The 17,509-nt window shown below is 70.5% G+C and carries 18 protein-coding genes and 1 pseudogene; 4 read left to right on the forward strand and 15 right to left on the reverse strand.

All coding sequences use genetic code 11. From position 1 onward, the window contains the following. The coding region (locus AB0C29_RS07615) for a hypothetical protein (protein ID WP_360816640.1) at positions 1 to 784 on the reverse strand (784 nt) is incomplete at its 3' end. Between the two features lie 245 nt (positions 785 to 1,029). Further along, positions 1,030 to 1,671, reverse strand: coding sequence for a TetR family transcriptional regulator C-terminal domain-containing protein (locus AB0C29_RS07620; RefSeq protein ID WP_360816643.1), 642 nt, complete (start codon positions 1,669 to 1,671; stop codon positions 1,030 to 1,032). 87 nt (positions 1,672 to 1,758) lie between these two features. Here AB0C29_RS07620 and AB0C29_RS07625 point away from each other — a divergent pair, with 87 nt between their 5' ends. Both AB0C29_RS07625 and AB0C29_RS07630 read left to right on the forward strand, forming a co-directional pair. Next, on the forward strand, positions 1,759 to 2,676 hold the full coding sequence (locus tag AB0C29_RS07625; protein WP_360816646.1) for an NADP-dependent oxidoreductase: 918 nt from the start codon (positions 1,759 to 1,761) through the stop codon (positions 2,674 to 2,676). A gap of 61 nt (positions 2,677 to 2,737) precedes the next feature. Further along, on the forward strand, positions 2,738 to 3,784 hold the full coding sequence (locus tag AB0C29_RS07630; RefSeq protein ID WP_360816649.1) for an NAD(P)/FAD-dependent oxidoreductase: 1,047 nt from the start codon (positions 2,738 to 2,740) through the stop codon (positions 3,782 to 3,784). Positions 3,785 to 3,805: 21 nt separating this feature from the next. Here the strand turns inward: AB0C29_RS07630 and AB0C29_RS07635 are convergent, their stop codons facing one another. From AB0C29_RS07635 to AB0C29_RS07675, 9 genes are all read right to left on the reverse strand, one after another. Further along, positions 3,806 to 4,564, reverse strand: a complete 759-nt coding sequence (locus tag AB0C29_RS07635) for a MerR family transcriptional regulator (RefSeq protein ID WP_360816652.1) — start codon at positions 4,562 to 4,564, stop codon at positions 3,806 to 3,808. Positions 4,565 to 4,639: 75 nt separating this feature from the next. Beyond that, the gene (locus tag AB0C29_RS07640) at positions 4,640 to 5,359 is read right to left on the reverse strand and encodes an ABC transporter permease (RefSeq protein WP_360816655.1); all 720 of its coding nucleotides are present in this window, start codon (positions 5,357 to 5,359) and stop codon (positions 4,640 to 4,642) included. Between the two features lie 10 nt (positions 5,360 to 5,369). Further along, positions 5,370 to 6,302: an ABC transporter ATP-binding protein gene (locus AB0C29_RS07645; RefSeq protein WP_360816658.1), complete on the reverse strand. Its 933-nt coding sequence runs from the start codon at positions 6,300 to 6,302 to the stop codon at positions 5,370 to 5,372. Between the two features lie 96 nt (positions 6,303 to 6,398). Further along, entirely contained in the window at positions 6,399 to 6,743 is a 345-nt protein-coding gene (locus tag AB0C29_RS07650) for a MerR family transcriptional regulator (protein WP_360816661.1), read from the reverse strand. Then, the gene (locus AB0C29_RS07655) at positions 6,724 to 7,434 is read right to left on the reverse strand and encodes a response regulator transcription factor (RefSeq protein ID WP_360816664.1); all 711 of its coding nucleotides are present in this window, start codon (positions 7,432 to 7,434) and stop codon (positions 6,724 to 6,726) included. Before AB0C29_RS07655 ends, AB0C29_RS07650 begins: the two co-directional genes overlap by 20 nt. Further along, the gene (locus tag AB0C29_RS07660) at positions 7,431 to 8,585 is read right to left on the reverse strand and encodes a histidine kinase (protein WP_360816668.1); all 1,155 of its coding nucleotides are present in this window, start codon (positions 8,583 to 8,585) and stop codon (positions 7,431 to 7,433) included. The genes AB0C29_RS07655 and AB0C29_RS07660 overlap by 4 nt, the downstream gene beginning before the upstream one ends. Positions 8,586 to 8,600: 15 nt before the next feature. Further along, the gene (locus tag AB0C29_RS07665; protein ID WP_360816671.1) at positions 8,601 to 9,350 is read right to left on the reverse strand and encodes an ABC transporter permease; all 750 of its coding nucleotides are present in this window, start codon (positions 9,348 to 9,350) and stop codon (positions 8,601 to 8,603) included. After that, on the reverse strand, positions 9,347 to 10,243 hold the full coding sequence (locus tag AB0C29_RS07670) for an ABC transporter ATP-binding protein (protein WP_360816674.1): 897 nt from the start codon (positions 10,241 to 10,243) through the stop codon (positions 9,347 to 9,349). Before AB0C29_RS07670 ends, AB0C29_RS07665 begins: the two co-directional genes overlap by 4 nt. Positions 10,244 to 10,337: 94 nt before the next feature. Further along, positions 10,338 to 11,825: an alpha/beta hydrolase gene (locus AB0C29_RS07675; protein ID WP_360816677.1), complete on the reverse strand. Its 1,488-nt coding sequence runs from the start codon at positions 11,823 to 11,825 to the stop codon at positions 10,338 to 10,340. 230 nt (positions 11,826 to 12,055) lie between these two features. Here AB0C29_RS07675 and AB0C29_RS07680 point away from each other — a divergent pair, with 230 nt between their 5' ends. Beyond that, complete coding sequence (locus AB0C29_RS07680; protein ID WP_360816680.1) at positions 12,056 to 12,592, forward strand: hypothetical protein; 537 nt, start codon at positions 12,056 to 12,058, stop codon at positions 12,590 to 12,592. Between the two features lie 39 nt (positions 12,593 to 12,631). Here AB0C29_RS07680 and AB0C29_RS07685 read toward each other — a convergent pair whose 3' ends face one another. From AB0C29_RS07685 to AB0C29_RS07700, 4 genes are all read right to left on the reverse strand, one after another. Further along, positions 12,632 to 13,468 (reverse strand): helix-turn-helix transcriptional regulator, encoded by an 837-nt coding sequence (locus AB0C29_RS07685; protein ID WP_360816683.1) that lies wholly within the window; start codon positions 13,466 to 13,468, stop codon positions 12,632 to 12,634. Between the two features lie 70 nt (positions 13,469 to 13,538). After that, positions 13,539 to 14,990, reverse strand: coding sequence for a glycosyl hydrolase family 18 protein (locus AB0C29_RS07690; protein WP_360816686.1), 1,452 nt, complete (start codon positions 14,988 to 14,990; stop codon positions 13,539 to 13,541). Between the two features lie 29 nt (positions 14,991 to 15,019). Continuing rightward, positions 15,020 to 15,868 carry a molybdate ABC transporter substrate-binding protein gene (gene modA, locus AB0C29_RS07695; protein ID WP_360816689.1) on the reverse strand — a complete coding sequence of 283 codons (849 nt, stop codon included), beginning with the start codon at positions 15,866 to 15,868 and terminating at the stop codon, positions 15,020 to 15,022. 88 nt (positions 15,869 to 15,956) lie between these two features. Next, entirely contained in the window at positions 15,957 to 16,700 is a 744-nt protein-coding gene (locus tag AB0C29_RS07700; RefSeq protein ID WP_360816692.1) for a lytic polysaccharide monooxygenase, read from the reverse strand. Positions 16,701 to 17,139: 439 nt separating this feature from the next. Between AB0C29_RS07700 and AB0C29_RS07705 the strand changes: the two are divergent. Beyond that, positions 17,140 to 17,509: pseudogene (locus AB0C29_RS07705) on the forward strand (S1 family peptidase); the annotation flags it as partial.

The raw sequence follows: 17,509 nt of genomic DNA on the forward strand, positions 1-17,509 counted from the left end.
GCCACTGCTCCGGGTCGCCCACGGTCACCGCGACCCGGCCGCCGGGCAGCGGCGCGGAACCGGGTGGTGGGCCGCCGAGGCGTTGCAGGTGACCGGCTGACAGCGCTTGGAACCACATGGCGTCCCCGGCGAATCGGTCGGTGAGGAACCGGGTGTAGCCGGCGTACGGCGCCCGCTCCTCGCCGTCGGCCGGCCGGTCCTGGAACTGTGGCAGCCACAGCCAGGCGGCGTCCGGTTCGACGGTCACTCCAGCCCACACCAGGTGGTCCGCGTGGGCCAGCACCAGGGCGCGTTGTGCGCGCATCCGCTCAGCGACACGCCCGTCCGCCGAATACGCGGTCAACGATCCGTCCGCCGGCCACCCCTGGGGGCCGGGCTCGACGGCGATCGCGGACACCTGGGTACGGAAGTCCGTCGCCACCAGGCACGCACCGGTGCCGGCCGACAGTACCGCCGAGCTGACCGGCTCGGCCGTGTCCCAGGTCAGCGGCACCTCGGCGGAGCTGACGACGCCGTTGAGCACGGCGGGTCCAGGCTGGTCGGACCGCAGCCAGTCCAAGCCGATGGTGAGTAGCTCCGGACCCGTACCGAGGTCGATCATCATGATCCTGCCGCCCGGCACCGGAATCGGATCCGACGCGAACTTCCGGCCGTCCAGGGAGTCGCCGAACCGTCGCAGCACGCCGTCGAGGCGGCCGGCCGGATCCTCGGCCCGCACCTCGATCAGCACGGTCGCCTCCGGTCTGAACGCGGACCGCAGCTTGGCCTGGACGGTCAGGGCCATGATGACCTCGTTCCTACTGGTTCATCTGGTACTTCAGCTTGGCCTGGTAGTGGACGTCCTTTCCGAAGATGTGATCGTGCCAGTTGCGCGGTCGTGAGCTCCTGATACATGGACTCTAAAGTCCAATCTGTATCAGAGCAGGACTGCCGCAAGCGGGGGATGACGCTCCTGATCAGCATGCGTGCGGCACTTCGCGGTCCACGTCCTCAACCATGGCTCGGCTGGACGCCCGACAGTATTGGACTCTATAGTCCTGTTGTGGTTGTCGCGAAGGTCTCGACGTGGGCCAGGGCCATGTCCAGCGCCACCCGCATGGGCTCGGCGTCATGGGCTGCCTGAGCCAGCAGATAGCCGCCCTGAACGGCGGCCATCACCGCTACCGACAGCGTCGCCGGGTCGGCGTCGGCGCGCAGGGTGCCGTTGTCACGCATGCGCCGGAAACCGTCTGCCAGCAACTGTTCCCAGGTGGCGAAGTGGCCGGCCAGCGCCTGCCGGGCGGCCTCGTCGGTGTCGGACAGCTCGGCCGCGAGGGTGCCGATCTCACATCCGTGTGCGCCGCTGCGCAGCGCGTTGCGTTGCAGCACGGCGTCGCGCCACCGGCGCAGACCGGCGAACGAGCTGACGCCGCGCAGCAATTGGTACTGACGCTCCAGCACCACCCCGGCCTGATACGCGACGACCTCGCGGACCAGTGCGTCCTTGGCCGCGAAGTGGTGGTAAAGCTGGGATTTGCTGGTGCCGCTGGCGATCCTGACCTCGTCCAGGGTGGTGGCAGCGACACCCTTGGCCGCCATCAGCTCGGCGGCCGCCAGCACGATGCGTTCCCGGGTGGCCGCGCCGCGCGCGGTCAGCCGGACGCCCTCGCTGTTGACCGGCGCGTCGACCACGGCCGCCAGGCTACCCGAGCCCCGGGGCGAGAAACGCGTGCCGGGCGGACACCACCAACGAGACAGATAGCAGAGGAGGCGATCCCCATGAAGGCGATCGTGGTGACGGACCAAACCGCCGGAACGGCCGGGATGAGGCTCGGGGAGCGACCGGAGCCGCCGGCCGCGATCAACGACGTCATTGTCGAGGTTCATGCGTCGGGGTTCGTCCCGACCGAGATGGCGTGGCCTTCGACCTGGACCGATCGCCGTGACCGGGACCGGACACCGTCGATCCCCGGGCATGAGCTGGCCGGAGTGGTCAGCGCCCTCGGTTATGGCACGACGGGGCTGTCGGTGGGGCAGCGGGTGTTCGGTCTCGCGGACTGGCACCGCGACGGCACCCTCGCGGAGTATGTGGCCGTCGAGGCCCGCAACCTCGCGCCGCTACCTGGCGACGTCGACTTCACGGTGGGCGCGAGCCTGCCGATCTCGGGTCTGACGGCGTGGCAGGGACTGTTCCAGCACGGCCGCCTCCAGGCCGGGCAGAGCGTGCTCGTGCACGGCGCGGCCGGCGCGGTCGGGACGATGGTGACGCAACTCGCCCGTGAGTTCGGCGCGTACGTCATCGGCACCGGACGCGCGGCCGACCGGCAGAAGGCCCTCGAGTTCGGCGCGCAGGAGTTCGTCGACCTCGACAACGACGCGCTGGAGGACGCCGGCGGTGTCGACCTGGTCTTCGACGTCATCGGCGGAGACGTCCAGCAGCGATCCGCGCGTCTGATCCGGCCGGGCGGAACGCTGGTGTCCATCGTCGGGCCCGCCGAGGCGCGGCCTGCCGACGGGTTGGCCGTCGACTTCGTCGTCGAGGCCGACCGGGCCCACTTGAATGAGGTCGTCCAGCGCGTCCGCGACGGGCGGCTGCGGACGAACATCGGCACCGTCGCCACCCTCGACGACGCCGTCGCCGCCCTCAATCCGACCGGGCGGGCCAAGGGCAAGACGGTCATTCTCATTCGTCCGTAAGCAGCGCACGTTCGACGACGCACCATCCGAGGTCCGGCGGATCCGGTCGTACGCTTGCTCCATGATCACGACCGTGGCGGTCATCGGGGGCGGTCAGTCCGGCCTGTCGGCGGCCTATCACCTGCGACGGCGCGGCATCGACTTCGTCGTGTTCGACGCCGAGGAGCGGCCGGGTGGCGCCTGGCAGCACCGCTGGGAGTCGCTGCGGATGGCCACCGTCAACGGCATCTTCGACCTGCCCGGCTTCCCGAGGCCGCCGCTTGAGCCCGACGAGCCGAGCCGCACCGCCGTGCCACGCTACTTCGCCGACTTCGAGCGGGCCGCCGGGCTGTCCATCGAGCGGCCGGTCCGGGTCACCGCCGTACGCCGGGCGGACGCCGACCCGGACGGCGACCTGATCGTCGAGACCAGCACCGGTGTCTGGCGGGTCCGCGCGATCATCAACGCGACCGGCACCTGGACGAACCCGGTCCGCCCGCACTATCCGGGCCAGGAGACCTTCGCCGGCCTTCAGGTGCACACCCACGACTACGTGTCGGCGGATCGCTTCGCGGGGCTGCGGGTGGCGGTCGTCGGCGGTGGGATCTCGGCGGTCCAGCAGCTGGAGGAGATATCGCGGGTGGCGACGACGTTCTGGTACACGCGCCGGGAGCCGGTTTTCCGCGATGGCGCGTTCGAGCCGGAGGTGACCGGCCGCGAGGTGATCGGCCAGGTGATCGCCGACGTCGAGGCGGGCCGGCCGACCGGGAGTGTCGTCTCCTACACCGGCCTGCTCTGGACGCCCTACGCGCTGGCGGCCAAGGAGCGTGGGGCGCTGGAGCGCCGCCCGATGTTCACCGAGATCGAACCCTTCGGGGTACGCGAGGCCGACGGCTCCTTCACCTCGGTGAACGCCATCCTCTGGGCCACCGGTTTCAAGGCTGCGCTGGCCCACCTGGACCCACTGAACCTGCGCAACGAGCAGGGTGGGATCCGGCTGGCCGGCACCCAGGTCGCCGGCGAACCCCGCGTACACCTCATCGGTTTCGGCCCTTCGCAGTCCACCGTCGGCGCCAACCGGGCCGGGCGTGCCGCGGTCGCCGCCCTCAGCCGGCGCTTGAGCGGCTGACGGGGGCGGCCGGACCGGGAGTCACTCGGGTTCGGTGTCGTCGCCGGCCTCGGACGCGGCCCGCAGTCGCTGCTGCGCGAGCAGGCTGGCCCTTGTGAGCACGTCGATCTGGGCCGGGTGGTAGAGCGCGACCACGGAGTCGACGAACGTCTGCATGGTGACGTTCTCGCTCTTGATGAGGTGCGCGCCCGGATCGTTGAGCCACGGGTAGTCGGTGAGGTTCTGGGCGATGACCGGTGCGAGCCGTTCGGCGACGTCCTGCCGGGTGGCCTCGTCCGCGTCCGGGGGCAGGGCGTCCACCTCCGCGCTGACGGGATCGCTGTCGTTCTCCGTCATGCGCTGCAGGTCCTTCATGGCGTCCTCGTCGTACAGCCGGGTGTAGACGTGGATGAGCGAGGTGTCGGCTTCGGACAGGCGGGGCGCGACCGACTCGAAGCCCGCCGGGGCATCGGCCGGCGCTCCGTCGCGGAGGATCACGGCGATGTCGGCGCGGGCCTTGTTCAGGCGCTCGATCTCGCCGGCGAGTTGCGCGTCGACCTGGCGCAACACCTCCGGGGGCACGTCACCGTTGGTCCTGGCCACGCCGATCTCGGACAGGGGGACCCCGAGCTCCACGAGGCGCCGGATACGCAACAGGCAGACGAGATGCGGTACGCCGTACTGCTTGTAGCCGTTGTACCGGCGGTCCGGCTCTTCGAGCAGACCGAGGCGGTGGTAGTGCCGGATGGTGTTCACCGTGGTGCCGGCGAGATCGGCAAGTTCCCGGGTGCTCCAGGCCACGTCCGGCCCCTTCGATCAGTCCTCAGGGCGACGCTAACACATGAGATCCGATCGGCACGGTAGGTGCTGAGGCGGTCACCGGCGGGGTTCCCACCGGAACAGCCGCAGAGCGAGCACGATCGCCACGACGACCCAGCCGAGCGTCGGCGCCAGCAGCGGCAGCGAGTCCGCCGGCGGCACGCCGCCGTTCCAGGTGTTCACGATCAGTTCGGTGGCCGACCCGCCGGGCAGCAGCCGCTTGAGCAGGGTGAGGCTCTCTGTGCCGGTGATGCCGACCCAGCTGGCCACGGCGATGGTCACCAGGCTGATCGGCAGGGTGGTGACCTGCGCCTGCTCGGGTGAGCCGGTCAGGCCGGCGGTGGCCAGCGCCAGAGCCAGCATCATGACGAAGGTCGCCAGGATGGCCACGGCCAGCAGCACGAGGTCGGCCGGGCGGCCGCTCACCGCGGCGAAGACCCCGAGGATGGCCACTACCTGGACCAGGGCGGTGAAGGCGACCGGCAGGGTCAGGCCGGACAGGATCGCCGCGTCGCCGGCGGCGGTGGAGCGCAGCCGCTTGAGGAACAGGTCCTGCCGGCGCGCGGACAGGGTGGTCACCGCCGTGGTGTAGAGGCTGAACGCGCCGATGGTGAAGACCAGGACAGCGGCGATGTAACCCAGGCTGCCGATCTGAGCGAACGTGTCGCGGCGGTAGATGAAGAAGGCGCCGGCCGCCAACGGCATGACGAGGTTGGAGATCAGCACGGCGCGGTTGCGGAAGATCTGGGCGAATTCGCTGTACGCGATGGGGAGCATGTCGTGGCCTTCAGCGTGTCGGGGTGGGGACCGGGTCGGTCTCGATGGCGCGGAAGACGTCGTCCAGCCGGGTCGGCGCGGCGGACAGGCCGTGCAGGTCGACGTCGTGCAGCTCCGCCCAGTCGAGCAGCCGCTTGAGATCCGCTTGCAGTTCGAACGTCTCGATCTGGTACGCCGGACCCGCGGGCTGGGCGGCGCCTAGAGGCGGCACGGGAGCGCCGGGGGAGAGCGAGAACTGGATCGCTGCCGGCAGCGTCCGGGTCAGCTCGGGCACCGTTCCCTGGCTGCGGAGAGTGCCCCGGTGCATGAGCCCGATGCGGTCGGCGTGCTGCTGCGCCTCTTCGAGGTAGTGCGTCGTCAGGATGACGGTCGAACCGTTGCCGCGCAGGTCCTCCACGGCCTCCCACAGGGCATCGCGGGACTGGATGTCCAGCCCTGTGGTGGGCTCGTCCAGGACGATCAGCTCCGGCCGCCCGTACACGGCGGTGGCGAAGTCGAGTCGCCTCTTCTCGCCGCCGGACAGCTGCCCGACCCTGGTCGCGGCCTTACGTGTGAGGTCGACGAGGCCCAGGACGCGGTCGACCGAATCGGAACGGCCGGACAGCCGGCCGATCAGCCGTACGGACTCCGCGACGGTGAGGTCGGCGGAGAACCCGCTCTCCTGCAGCATGATTCCCATCCGGGGCCGTACCGCCCGCCGGTCCGCCGGACTCTGGCCGAAGACCTGTACGGAGCCCGACGACGCCCTCCGATGCCCCTCGATGACCTCCAGAGCCGAGGTCTTGCCCGCCCCGTTGGTGCCCAGCAGTGCGTACAGCTCGCCTTGCTCGACCCGGAACGTCAGGTCCTGGACGGCGTGGAAATCGCCGTACGAGACATTCAACCGGTCCACTTCGATGACGGGTCGCGACGGTGCGCCGGATGTCATCTGCGCGTGCCCCATGTCGGTCCTACCTCCACTGCGTGGTCGTCTGTGCTCCGGGCCTGCACCAGTGCAGACCGTGTCCTCGGAACACAGTCAAGGCAGCAGTCAGCAGGCTCACATCTGCCGCGGGGCAACGGCGCCGTCGTGCAGGAGGGCGGCGATGTCGGAGCGGGCTCGGGCCAGGCGTTCGATGTCGGCCGCGAGTCCGGCGTCGACCTGCCGCAGTGTTTCCGGGGCAACGGTTCCGTCCGTGCCGGCTTCGCCGATCCGGGCGAGTGGCACGCCCAGCTCGACGAGCCGCCGGATGCTCAGCAGCCGTTCGAGTTCCCGATTTCCGTACTGTTTGTAGCCGTTGTGCCGGCGCTCGGGCTCCTCGAGCAGGCCGAGCCGGTGGTAGTGCCTGATGGTGTTCACGGTCGTGCCGGTGAGCTCGGCAAGTTCACGGGTGCTCCAGGCCACGGTCGTCTCCTCGTGCGGTCAAGGGTGCCGGTGGGTCTGTGGCGCGTGGCTGGACCAGGCCGTTGTCGTACGCGAAGATCACCGCCTGGATCCGGTCGCGCGCTCCGATCTTGGCCAGTACGCGTCCGACGTGCTTCTTCACGGTTGACTCGGTCAGGACGAAGCGTTCGGCGATCTCGGTGTTCGTGGCACCCTGGCCGATCGCCTCGAGGACTTCGCGCTCCCGCTCGCTCAGCGTGGCCAGCCGGCGGTCCTGCTTGACCGGCGCCGCATCCTGCAGATACGCGGTCATGAGCTTGCGGGTCAGACTGGGCGCCACCACCGACTCCCCGCTCGCGACGGCTCGGATGCCGGCGATGAGCTCTTCGGGACGGGCGTCCTTGAGCAGGAAGCCGCTGGCCCCGGCCCGCAGTCCGGCGTAGACGTACTCGTCGAGGTCGAAGGTGGTCAGGATCAGCACGTGGGTGCGTGATCCGGCCGCGGTGATCCGGCGGGTGGCCTCTATGCCGTCCACACCGGGCATGCGCACGTCCATCAGCACCACATCGGGGCGGGTCTGCTCGACCATCCGCACCGCCTCGGTGCCGGTGGCGGCCTCGCCGACCACGGCCATGCCGGGGGTGCCGTCGAGCAGCATCTTGAAGCCCATGCGCTGCAACGGCTGGTCGTCGGCGATCAGCACGGTGGTCATGCGGGCTCCTTGAGGACGACATCGACGAGCCAGCCCCGCTCGGCCGGGCCGGCGTTCACCACCCCGCCGTACATGGCCGCGCGTTCGCGCATGCCGAGCAGGCCGTGGCTCGGGGCGGCGGGTCCGCCACGGCCGTCATCACGTACGCGTACGCGTACCTCTCCATCGCCGGCAGCCAGCGTGACGTCCGCGGTCGCACCGCGCCCCGCGTGTTTGAGGGTGTTGGTGAGCGCTTCCTGCACGATGCGATAGACCGCGAGCTGCACACCCCGGCCGAGGGTGCGCAGCTCGCCCGCGGTGGAGTAGGTGACCGGCAGCCCCGCCGCCCGCACGCTGGGCAGCAGCCGGTCGAGGTCGTCGATGCCGGGCTGCGGGCTCAGCTGCGCATCCGCGTCCTCGCCGCGCAGCACCCCCAGCACCCGCCGCAGCTCGCCGAGCGCCTGCCGGCCGGTCTCCCCGATCAGCCGCAGTGGTTCGGCGGTCTGTTCGTCGCGCGATCTCGCGAGCGTGACTCCGCCGTCGGCCAGGCCGATGATCACCGACACGTGGTGGCCGACGATGTCGTGCATCTCGCGGGCCACCCGGGCCCGCTCGTCGGCGACGGCGAGGCGGGCCCGCTGGTCACGCTCGACCTCCAGCCGCGCGGCCCGGTCCTCCAGCGCGACCAGGTATGCCCGGCGGGTGCGCACCGCGACGCCGGACGCGACCGCGGCCACCGACATGCCGAGCGCCAGCACCGACGTGAGGGCGCTGTTCTCCACCGCCGGTCCGAACAGATAGATCTCGGCGGTCAGGAGCGCGACGGTGATCCCGGTGGCCCAGGCGAGCGACCGCCACGCCCCCCGGGAGGCGACCCCGAAGAGCATCACCAGCAGGATCACCCCGGCGCCGACGCTGGCGTCCAGCCATCCCTCGATCAGGTCGGTGGCCGCGGTGACCAGGAACGCCGGGAAGGGGTACCGGCGCCGCCAGTACAGCGGCGGCAGCAGCAGCAGGGTCGCGATCGTGGCCGGGAGCGGCTTCTCGATCAGGTTCGGGATGCTGAAGAGCACGATCGGGACGGCCACGAAGGTGTCCATGACCCACGGCCGGCGGCGATGGAAAGTCCGCAGCCGTCCCTGCCGGTCCACCAGCCATCCTTGCGCGCTCATCAGCCGATTGTCCCCTCACGCGTCGGTCTTCTTGAGCCGGAGCGCCGCGGCGGTGAGGGCCACCACGACGTAGCCCGCGAAGACCGCGAGACCGGTCCACGGCGCCAGCGTGTTCTCCCCCTGGGTCAGCGCCATGACCGCGCTGCCGGCGTTGCTGGGCAGGTAAGGGGTGATCGTCTCGGAGACCGGGTCCGGCAGCAGTGCGGCCAGACCGGGCACGATCAGCAGGAGGCCGGCCAGGATGGCGATGGCGCCGGCGCTGGAACGGACGAGCATGCCGAGCGCGACGCCGAGCACCGCGACCAGGCCCAGATAGCAGCCGGCGCCGAGCAGAGCGCGCAGCACGCCGTCGTCGCCGAGGCCGGCCCGGCCGATCCCGTCGTTGAGTACGGCCGAGCCCAGCGCGAAAGCGGCGAAGGCGCCGGCAGTCATCGTGACCAGTGCGGCGGCCCCGGCCACCAGACTCTTCGACCACAGCACCGGCAGCCGGTGCGGCACCGCGGCCAGGGTCGCCCGGATCATCCCGGTGGTGTATTCGCCGGCCCCCAGCAGCGCGCCGAGCACCCCGACGGCGAGGCCGGCCAGGGTGCTGCCGGACAGGGCCAGATCGACAGCCGACAGGCTGTCGCCGGAGAAGGACGCCGAGGCGATCACGCCGAACGCGATCAGGAGCACGACCGAGATGCCGGTGGTGATCCAGGTCGAGCGCAGGGACGAGAACTTGGTCCATTCGGCGGCGACGACGCCACCGGGGGTGATCTTCATCGGGTGGCCTCGTATTCGACAGCGTTGTGGGTCAGGTTCATGAACGCCTCTTCGAGTGAGGCGTTCTGCGGGGTCAGCTCGAACAACGGGATGCCGCGGGTGGCTGCGGCCAGTCCGATCGCGCGGGCGGTGGTGCCGGCGACGAACAGTTCCTCGGCGCCGGTCGACGTGACGGTGATGCCCGGGCCGGCGAGCACCGTGCGCAGCGCGTCCGGGGCCGCGGTGACGACCCGGACGCCTTCGGCGGTCACGAGGTCGGCCACGGTGGTGTCGGCCAGCAGTCTGCCCCGGCCGATGATGACCAGGTGGTCCGCGATCAGCGAGACCTCGCTCATCAGGTGCGAGGACAGCATCACGGTGCGGCCTTCGGCCGCCAGGCCGGTGAGCAGGTTGCGCACCCAGAGGACACCGTCGGGGTCGAGTCCGTTGACCGGCTCGTCGAGCATCACCACGGCCGGGTCGCCGAGCAGTGCGGCGGCGATGCCGAGCCGCTGACCCATGCCGAGGGAGAAGGCGCCGACCCGCTTGTGGGCGACGGCCGAGAGGCCGGCCAGGTCGAGCACCTCGTCGACGCGCGAGCGGGAGATGCCGTGCGTGCGGGCCAGGGCGAGAAGGTGGCTGACCGCGGTGCGACCGGGGTGCATGGCCTTGGCCTCCAGCAGCACGCCGATCTCGCGCAAGGGGGCTTTCGACGACGCGTACGGCCGGCCGTTGATCAGCACGTCGCCCGCGGTCGGCGCGTCGAGAGCGACGATCATCCGCATGGTGGTCGACTTGCCGGCGCCGTTGGGCCCGAGGAAGCCCGTGACCTGTCCCGGCTGCGCGGTGAACGACAGCTGGTCCACGACTGTCTTCGCACCGTACCGCTTGGTTACTTCGCGTACTTGAATCATGCTCACAACGCTAGGTACGCGGAACGCCGGGACCGTGGTACCGCGGTCGACACTTGCGCGCTTCCCTTGGTACCCCGGTACACCGGCGACGCGGTCAGGATCGGCAGGCGACGTCCCGGGCCGGCAGCTTTCCGTCGACCAGGTAGGCGGTGGTCAGGTTCAGCGCGCAGGCGTTGCCGCCCAGGACGTAGACGCCGTGCCCGCTGTCGTCGGCGGTCACCAGCCTGGCCCGCTGACCGAACTTCCGGCGCAACAGCTCGGCGTTGACCGCCGGAGTGACCGGGTCGCGCCGGTTCTGGAGCATCAGCACATCGGCCGGCCCGGAGTTGTCGACCTTGACGGGTGGCTCGGAGGGCTCGTGCTTCCAGTAGGCGCACGGGGTGATGTTGGCGGTCGCCGCGCCGAACATGGGGTACCGCTTGCGGTCCTGCGCGACGCCGCGCCGGTAGGTCGCCAGGTCCTCGGGCCAGTTCACGTCGTTGCAGGTGACCGCCAGGAACACGGTCAGCGCGTTGTCGACCGGGGGCGCCGCCTGGGCGGCCGGGAGCGCGGAGGTCACCCGCTTGGCGCCCGGGTTCAGCAGCGACTGCCAGGTCTGGGCCAGAGCGCCGTACTGGACGTCGCCGTAGAGGTGGGCGAAGGTGAGGAACCGGAAGATGGCGCCGGTGGTCCCGTCGGCGGCCGGGGCCTTGTCGAGCCGCTCGGCGATGGCGAAGTAGGTCTTGCGCACCTGCGCGGGCGTACGGCCCAGGCCGTAGGAGGCGTGCCGCGCCGCCGCCCATTGCGCGAAGTCCGGGAACGTCTCCTCGACACCGCGGGCGAACCGGCGCAGGCCGTCCCGGTCGAGGTGGGTGTCGGCGAGGTTGCTGTCGACCACCGTACGGTCGGTGGTGTCCGGGAACAGCGACACGTAGGCCGCGCCCAGCGCCGAACCGTAGGACGCGCCGTAGAAACTGGCCCTCGGCTCGCCGAGGGCGGCGCGGATCCGGTCCAGGTCGCGGGCCATGTTCGCCGTCGTGAGGTGCTGCAGCCGTCCGCCGGGGTCGTTCGCAGCGCATGTCTGCGCGACCGCTTCGGCGATCTTCGCCTGCGCGGTCACGGCCGCGTCGTCCGCCGCGTACGGCGGCACATTGGCCCAGTAGCCGATCTCCTCGGTCAAGCCGCAGCTCATCGGCGTCGAGTGCCCGACGCCGCGGGTGTCCATGCCGATCAGGTCGTAGGTGTCCATGACGGTCGCCGGCAGGCCCTTCTTGGCCAGGAACGCCGGCTGGTCCAGCCCGGAGCCGCCCGGCCCGCCCGGGTTGAACATCAGGATGCCGCGCCGCTTCTCCGGCCTGGTGCTCGCGATCCGCGACACCAGCAAAGAGATCTGCGCGCCGTCGGGTTCGCTGTAGTCGAGGGGAACGGGCACGGTCGCGCACTGGGCCGTCAGTGGTGCCGTTTTCGCGTTCACATCCGCGGGGCAGGCGGCCCACTTCAGTTGCGCCGCCGCAGGATTCTCGGCCCGCGCCGGCATCACCGTGATCAGCGTACCGACCAGACCGAGCGCTGCCACCAAGGCAGCGCTACGCCGTCGACTCATGTCCAGCCTCCATCAATCGTCCTTTGCGGTCCGATCCATGCGACACCATGTCCTCGGCACACAGTCAAAGCCGGAATTGACTGTGTTCCTGGAACACAGGCTTCACTGCGGAGATGTTCGACGAATGGCGAAGGCGCCGAGCCATCCAGCGCATCAGACCCGGGGACGGGCGCGCACTGAAGCGATTCCGCTGGTGGCATCTGCTGACTCGATCTCTGTTCTACCTGCCCGTGGACGCCGGTACCGGCCGGCCGGTGGTCTATGCCGTCGACGTCAACCACCTGAAGAGCAATGAGAACGGCGACACCGAGGCTTACCTGTACCGCGACGGACGGCTCCACGCTCGAGCGAGGCTCCCCGCCGTCTTCCCGATCGAAGGTGGCGAGATCGAGGTGGAGACGTCGTCGTTCGGTATCCGGCGATGCCACTTCGTCACCACCGACGGGATCGAGCAGCAACTCGTGCCGGAACCCCGCTCCGCCGAGGGACGCCGCGCGCGTCTCGACCGCGAGCACCCCGCCCTCAGCCGCTGGATCGGCACGCTTGCCGTCATCATGGTCGCCGTCCCGCTGTTCTTCGTCGTTCCGCAGACCCTGGAGGCGATCTCCCGGTTCCCGCCGCTGGCCGACCGGTTCGGAGTCTTCGAGTCACCCGTCGAGGCGCCGGGATGGCTGACCATCGCGCTCACGATCAGCGCTGTGGTGGGCAGCACCGAGCGCGCCCTGCGCCTGCGGTACAACCGCTGGCTGGACCCGGTGGCGAGCTGACCGCGGCGGGGATCAGGTCGCATCAGGCTCGGCCGGCCATCAGCTGCTGCTGCGGTCTTGCGCACGTGCCCGCCGGCGGAAGCCGCCCGGGGTGTCCCCGGCCTCGCGGCGGAAGAAGCGGCAGAAGTACGCAGCGTCGGCGAAGCCGAGCCGTACGGCGACCTGGGCCACCGGGAGGGCGGTGTCGGCAAGCAGCCGCTTGGCCTGCGACGCGCGTGCCTGCCGGATGATGTGGCCGGGGGTCGCCCCCATGGCCTGGTGCACCTTGTCGTTGAGGTAGCTGGTGGACACGCCGAGCCGCGTCGCGTAGGCCGGCACGCCGGCTCCGAGTAGTTCCGGGTCGGCGAGCAGTTCCTGGAATCGCTGCGCCAGCGTGTCGGCCGGCGCAGTGGCGCGAGCGTCCAGCCGCGGCCGATGTGCTCTGCCCGTCTCGACGATCAGGACATGCAGGTAGGCCTGGAGGACGCCGCGGAAGCCGGGCTCGCGCTGACGATGCTCTCGTTCCATCTCGGCGATGAGGTGCTGGATCCGCCCGGACTCCTCGGGGGACAGCTGACGCCCGGGCGTCCGGGCGAGGCGATGGAGTGCGTCGCGGTCGCCCGGGTGGGTGAGCAGGAAGTCGTCGGTGAAGATGACGACGTGTCCCGGCAGCCGCGGCACCTGGCGCCAGTGTCCGGTCTGCCCCGGCGTGCTGACACACATCTGGGGCGGGTGCAGCTCCTGCTCGTCCCGGTTCACCACCTGCGCACCGGCACCCCCGGTGATGTGGACGAGCTCGTAGAAAGGCGACAACGCTCGGAACATCAGGCCGATCCGTGCGATCGAGCCGACGGCGAACGGCACATCCTCGTCATGCCGGGGCGGTATTTCATCCATGGGTCTCACGCCGTCCGCGCGGACGGACGGGGAGCCGGTAGGTCCGGCTCCCCGTCCGCATCAGCGCTGGTTACAGGTTGCCGCTGATGGCGGTGACGAGCTCACCGTTGCTGGTGTCGCCGGAGAACTCCCAGAAGAACGCGCCGCCGAGACCCTGCTGTTCGGCGTAGGTCATCTTGCCGGCGATCGTGGCTGGGGTGTCGTAGCTCCACCAGTTGCTGCCGCACTTGGCGTACGCGGTGCCGGCCACGGTTCCCGTGCTGGGGCAGGTGTTCTTGAGGACCTTGTAGTCCTCGATGCCCGCCTCGTACGTGCCCGGGGCCGCGCCGGTGGCCGTACCCCCGGGTGTGCTCTGGGTGACACCGGTCCAGCCGCGGCCGTAGAGGCCGATGCCGAGCAGGATCTTCGAGGCGGGGATGCCCTTGCTCTTCAGCTTCTGGATCGCCGCGTCCGACCAGAAGCCCTCCTGCGGTACGCCGGGGTAGGAGGTCAGCGGCGAGTGCGGGGCGGTCGGGCCCTGTGCGGCCCAGGCGCCGAAGTAGTCGTAGGTCATCGGGAAGATCTTGTCCAGCTTCTGCGCGGCGGTGGCGTAGTCGGCCGCGTCGATCTTGCCGCCGTTGCTGCCGTCCGCGGTGATCGCGGCGGTGATCAGGTTGCTCGGGCCGAACTTCGACCGCAGTGCGGTGATCACCTTGTTGAGGGCGTCCGGGCCGCTGGTGTCACAGGTCAGGCCGCAGGCGTTCGGGTATTCCCAGTCGATGTCGATGCCGTCGAAGACGTCGGCCCACCGCGGGTCCTCGACCATGTTGTAGCAGGACTCGGCGAACGCCGCGGGGTTCTGGGCGGCCTGGGTGAATCCGCCGGACCAGGTCCAGCCGCCCATCGAGTAGATCACCTTGAGATGGGGGTACTTCTTCTTGAGTTTGCGGAGCTGGTTGAACGAGCCGCGCAGGGGCTGGTCCCAGGTGTCGGCGACGCCGTCGACGGACTGGTCCGCGGTGTAGGCCTTCTCGTAGTCGGCGTACGAGTCGCCGATGGAGCAGCGGCCGCCGGTGGTGTTGCCGAACGCGTACAGGATGTGCGAGACCTTGGCCGCCGAGCCGGAGGTGTCGATGTTCTTGACGTGATAGTTGCGGCCGTAGACGCCCCACTCGGCGAAGTAGCCGACCACCCACTTGTCGCCGGTCGGCGGGGGAGTGGGCGGGGTCGACGGCGAGGTCGGTGGGGTGGAAGGTGTGCTCGGCGGGGTGGAGGGCTCGGTGCCACCGCCGCATTCGCCCTTGTCCGCCCAGACACCCCATTGCCCGCTGGACGCCGGATTCTCGCCCTGGGTCCACCACTTCGCGGAATAGTTGTGCCCCTGGTACGAGGCGGTCTGCCCGCCTGTGTACACCGCGGCGGCACTCCACTGCGAGGCGCAGGGAACCGCGGCCGAGGCGGTGGAGACGGACAGCATCGTGGCTGCGCCTCCGACCATCATCACGGCGCCTGCGCACAGGGCGCGACGCATGCCGATTCTCATGTGAACTCCGATCTGTCGTACCCGTTTGGTCACGCCGGGGAGAAGCCCTCGTCGGACAGCACACGCTGGGCCAGCGCCGAGTGTGTGAAGGCCACGAAGGCGTCCGCGGCGGTGCGGTTGTCGCCCTTGCCGAGCCGTACGACGGTGTACTGGTCGGCGTGCCGGACGGCCGCGGGAAAGTCGATGGCGCGCAGGTCCGCCTCGGCCGCGGCGATGTCGGTGCGGTACACCAGGGCCGCGTCGGCCCTGCCGCTCTGCACGGCGGCCACCGCGGCACGTCCGTCGGCCACGGCCACGGCCGGGCGCACTGCGAGCAGAGACCGGGCCGCGTCGCCACACCGGGTCCGTGCGGCGCAGACCGCGACCCGGACACCGGTACGGCTCAGGTCCGCGACGCTGTTCACCGGGCCGGCCTGTCGCGCCACCGCGATGACGAGCGGGTTGCGGGCGATCACCGAGGGTCTGCCACCGGCTCCGGCGTCGACGACTCGTGCGGTGGCGGCCGGGTCGCCGGAGACCAGGACGTCGGCCGGTGCTCCGTCGACGATGTGCCGGGCGTGCCGGGCGCTCGGGCCGAACTCGACGAGCACGTCGGTTCCGGGATAGGCGGCCTCGAACTTCTCGACGAGGATGCCGAACGTCGTCCGCAGCTGCTCGTCGGCATGCACGACGAGCCTGCCGCCGGGCTCACCGGAACGAGCCGGATCCGCCTGGCCGGCCTCGTGATGGTGCTGGTGCATGGTGGTGCTGGGCGAAGCCGTCGCCGGTCGCGGTGCCGACCGTCTGCCGTTGCCGACATCGGACGGTCCCGCGGAACAGCCGGCTGCGGCGAGCACCACCGCCGTGCCGATGAGGGTGAGCTGGTGGCGCACGGTCATGGTCTTCCCTTCGCGCGGAGCGTCGCTGCCCGCGGCGGCCGCCGGGCCGAACTCGTACCGGGCCGGCGGCCGCCTTTCGGTGGACCGGTCAGCAGGCGCCCTTGTCCTGCCAGACACCCCACTGGCCCGCGACGCCCGGTTCCTCGCCCTGCGTCCACCAGCGCGCGCTCCAGTTGTGCCCGCTGTGCGACACGGCGGCGCCACTGGTGTAGACCGCCGACGCGCTCCACGCCGTGGTGCAGGTGCCGGCGGGCGGTGGCGTCGTGGGCCCGGTCGGCGGCGTGGTGGGTGTGGTGGGTGTGGTCGGCGGCGTGCTGCCCCCGACGTTCACGTCGATGCAGGAGTAGAAGGCGTTCACCGTGTCGTAGATGTTCCAGACGCTGAGGACCTTGTGCCGGCCGGCCGGCAGGTTCGTCAGTGTGTGTGACACGGTGGACGGCGGCTGCGAGGCATTGCCGCTGATCGTCTGGTGCAGCTGGCCGTCGACGTAGTACTGCCAGTTGAGGGTGCGGTGGGCGGCGGTGTTGCGCCACGTGAACGACGCGGTGCTGCCGATGGTGGTCACGCGCCAGCCGGCCCCGTCGTTGTCCAGGGCGGTGTATCCGCTGCCGCCGCTGCAGGTGCGGGCACCCTTGGGGGCCTCGACGCTCTGCGGCTCGTACTGCACGCCGCCGCAGTTGGCCACCGCGCCGGTGGCGCACTGGTCCTGCCGGCTGGGCGGATCGGTCACCCAGCCGTGCGCGCTGGCCGGGGCGGCCGACATCACGACCGACGCCAGCGGGCCCAGCAGCGCGGCCGCCGCGAACGCAGCCGATCTTCTCGTGAGGTTCATCGTGCTCCTTCGGATTTCGGGGATCACGTCATCCACCGGCATCCATGAGAACGATTAACAGTTAACTTTGTCAACAGTAAGTTTCCGGCCGTGGCCGACGGCGCGAAAGTCACCATCCCCGGGTTGTGAAGTCCATCGCCGGGCCGTTCCCGAGCGGTCCCGAGGGTGTGCGGTTCGGGCGGGTGGGAGCCGGTATGACCGCGTCGAATGCGGTCGCACCGAGGTGCTCGAATTCTCGAAAGACCTGCTCAGAGTGGGTCGTTGTGTTTTTCGGGGTGCCGCGACGGCGCCGGCGAGGCGGATCCGGCCGGGCCGCAACGCCATCGACCAATGGCTATTGACCCGGGCGGTACGTCGCCCCTATGGTTCGCCACAACCTATGTAACGGCAGTTAACTGCAAGGTTTCATTTCGGTGAGCGTTCCCCGAAGGAGATCCCCATGAACCGACGACCGGCCGCCGTCCTGACGGCCCTGCTGAGCGCCGCCGTCGCCGCGGCGCTCGCTGTCACCGTTCCCGCGGACGCCGGTACCAGCGGCGCCGGACCGGACGTGACGCCGTCCGGCGTCGCGCCGGCGATGTTCACCGCACTGCAACGCGACCTGCGGCTCACCCCGGCCCAGGTCACCGAGCACCTGGCCACCGACCAGCGGGCCGGCCGGATCGAGGAGGTGCTGCGCAAGACGCTGGGGACCCGGTACGCGGGCACGTGGGTCTCCTCCGGGGGGACCGCCGTCACGGCCGGCGTCAACGACGACGCCGCCGTGGCGGCGGTGCGGGCCCTGGGCGCGCAGCCCGTGCGGGTACGGC

The organism is Actinoplanes sp. NPDC048791 (assembly GCF_040650095.1).
Lineage (GTDB): Bacteria > Actinomycetota > Actinomycetes > Mycobacteriales > Micromonosporaceae > Actinoplanes.

What these genes read in the sequence shown, in the direction of transcription:
- AB0C29_RS07665 (WP_360816671.1), bottom strand. Translation starts at nt 9,350, where the DNA reads ATGAAGATCACCCCCGGTGGCGTCGTCGCCGCCGAATGGACCAAGTTC.
- AB0C29_RS07690 (WP_360816686.1), bottom strand. Translation starts at nt 14,990, where the DNA reads ATGAGAATCGGCATGCGTCGCGCCCTGTGCGCAGGCGCCGTGATGATG.
- AB0C29_RS07675 (WP_360816677.1), bottom strand. Translation starts at nt 11,825, where the DNA reads ATGAGTCGACGGCGTAGCGCTGCCTTGGTGGCAGCGCTCGGTCTGGTC.
- AB0C29_RS07645 (WP_360816658.1), bottom strand. Translation starts at nt 6,302, where the DNA reads ATGGGGCACGCGCAGATGACATCCGGCGCACCGTCGCGACCCGTCATC.
- AB0C29_RS07660 (WP_360816668.1), bottom strand. Translation starts at nt 8,585, where the DNA reads ATGAGCGCGCAAGGATGGCTGGTGGACCGGCAGGGACGGCTGCGGACT.
- AB0C29_RS07700 (WP_360816692.1), bottom strand. Translation starts at nt 16,700, where the DNA reads ATGAACCTCACGAGAAGATCGGCTGCGTTCGCGGCGGCCGCGCTGCTG.
- AB0C29_RS07625 (WP_360816646.1), top strand. Translation starts at nt 1,759, where the DNA reads ATGAAGGCGATCGTGGTGACGGACCAAACCGCCGGAACGGCCGGGATG.
- AB0C29_RS07630 (WP_360816649.1), top strand. Translation starts at nt 2,738, where the DNA reads ATGATCACGACCGTGGCGGTCATCGGGGGCGGTCAGTCCGGCCTGTCG.
- modA (WP_360816689.1), bottom strand. Translation starts at nt 15,868, where the DNA reads ATGACCGTGCGCCACCAGCTCACCCTCATCGGCACGGCGGTGGTGCTC.
- AB0C29_RS07655 (WP_360816664.1), bottom strand. Translation starts at nt 7,434, where the DNA reads ATGACCACCGTGCTGATCGCCGACGACCAGCCGTTGCAGCGCATGGGC.
- AB0C29_RS07640 (WP_360816655.1), bottom strand. Translation starts at nt 5,359, where the DNA reads ATGCTCCCCATCGCGTACAGCGAATTCGCCCAGATCTTCCGCAACCGC.
- AB0C29_RS07670 (WP_360816674.1), bottom strand. Translation starts at nt 10,243, where the DNA reads ATGATTCAAGTACGCGAAGTAACCAAGCGGTACGGTGCGAAGACAGTC.
- AB0C29_RS07685 (WP_360816683.1), bottom strand. Translation starts at nt 13,468, where the DNA reads ATGGATGAAATACCGCCCCGGCATGACGAGGATGTGCCGTTCGCCGTC.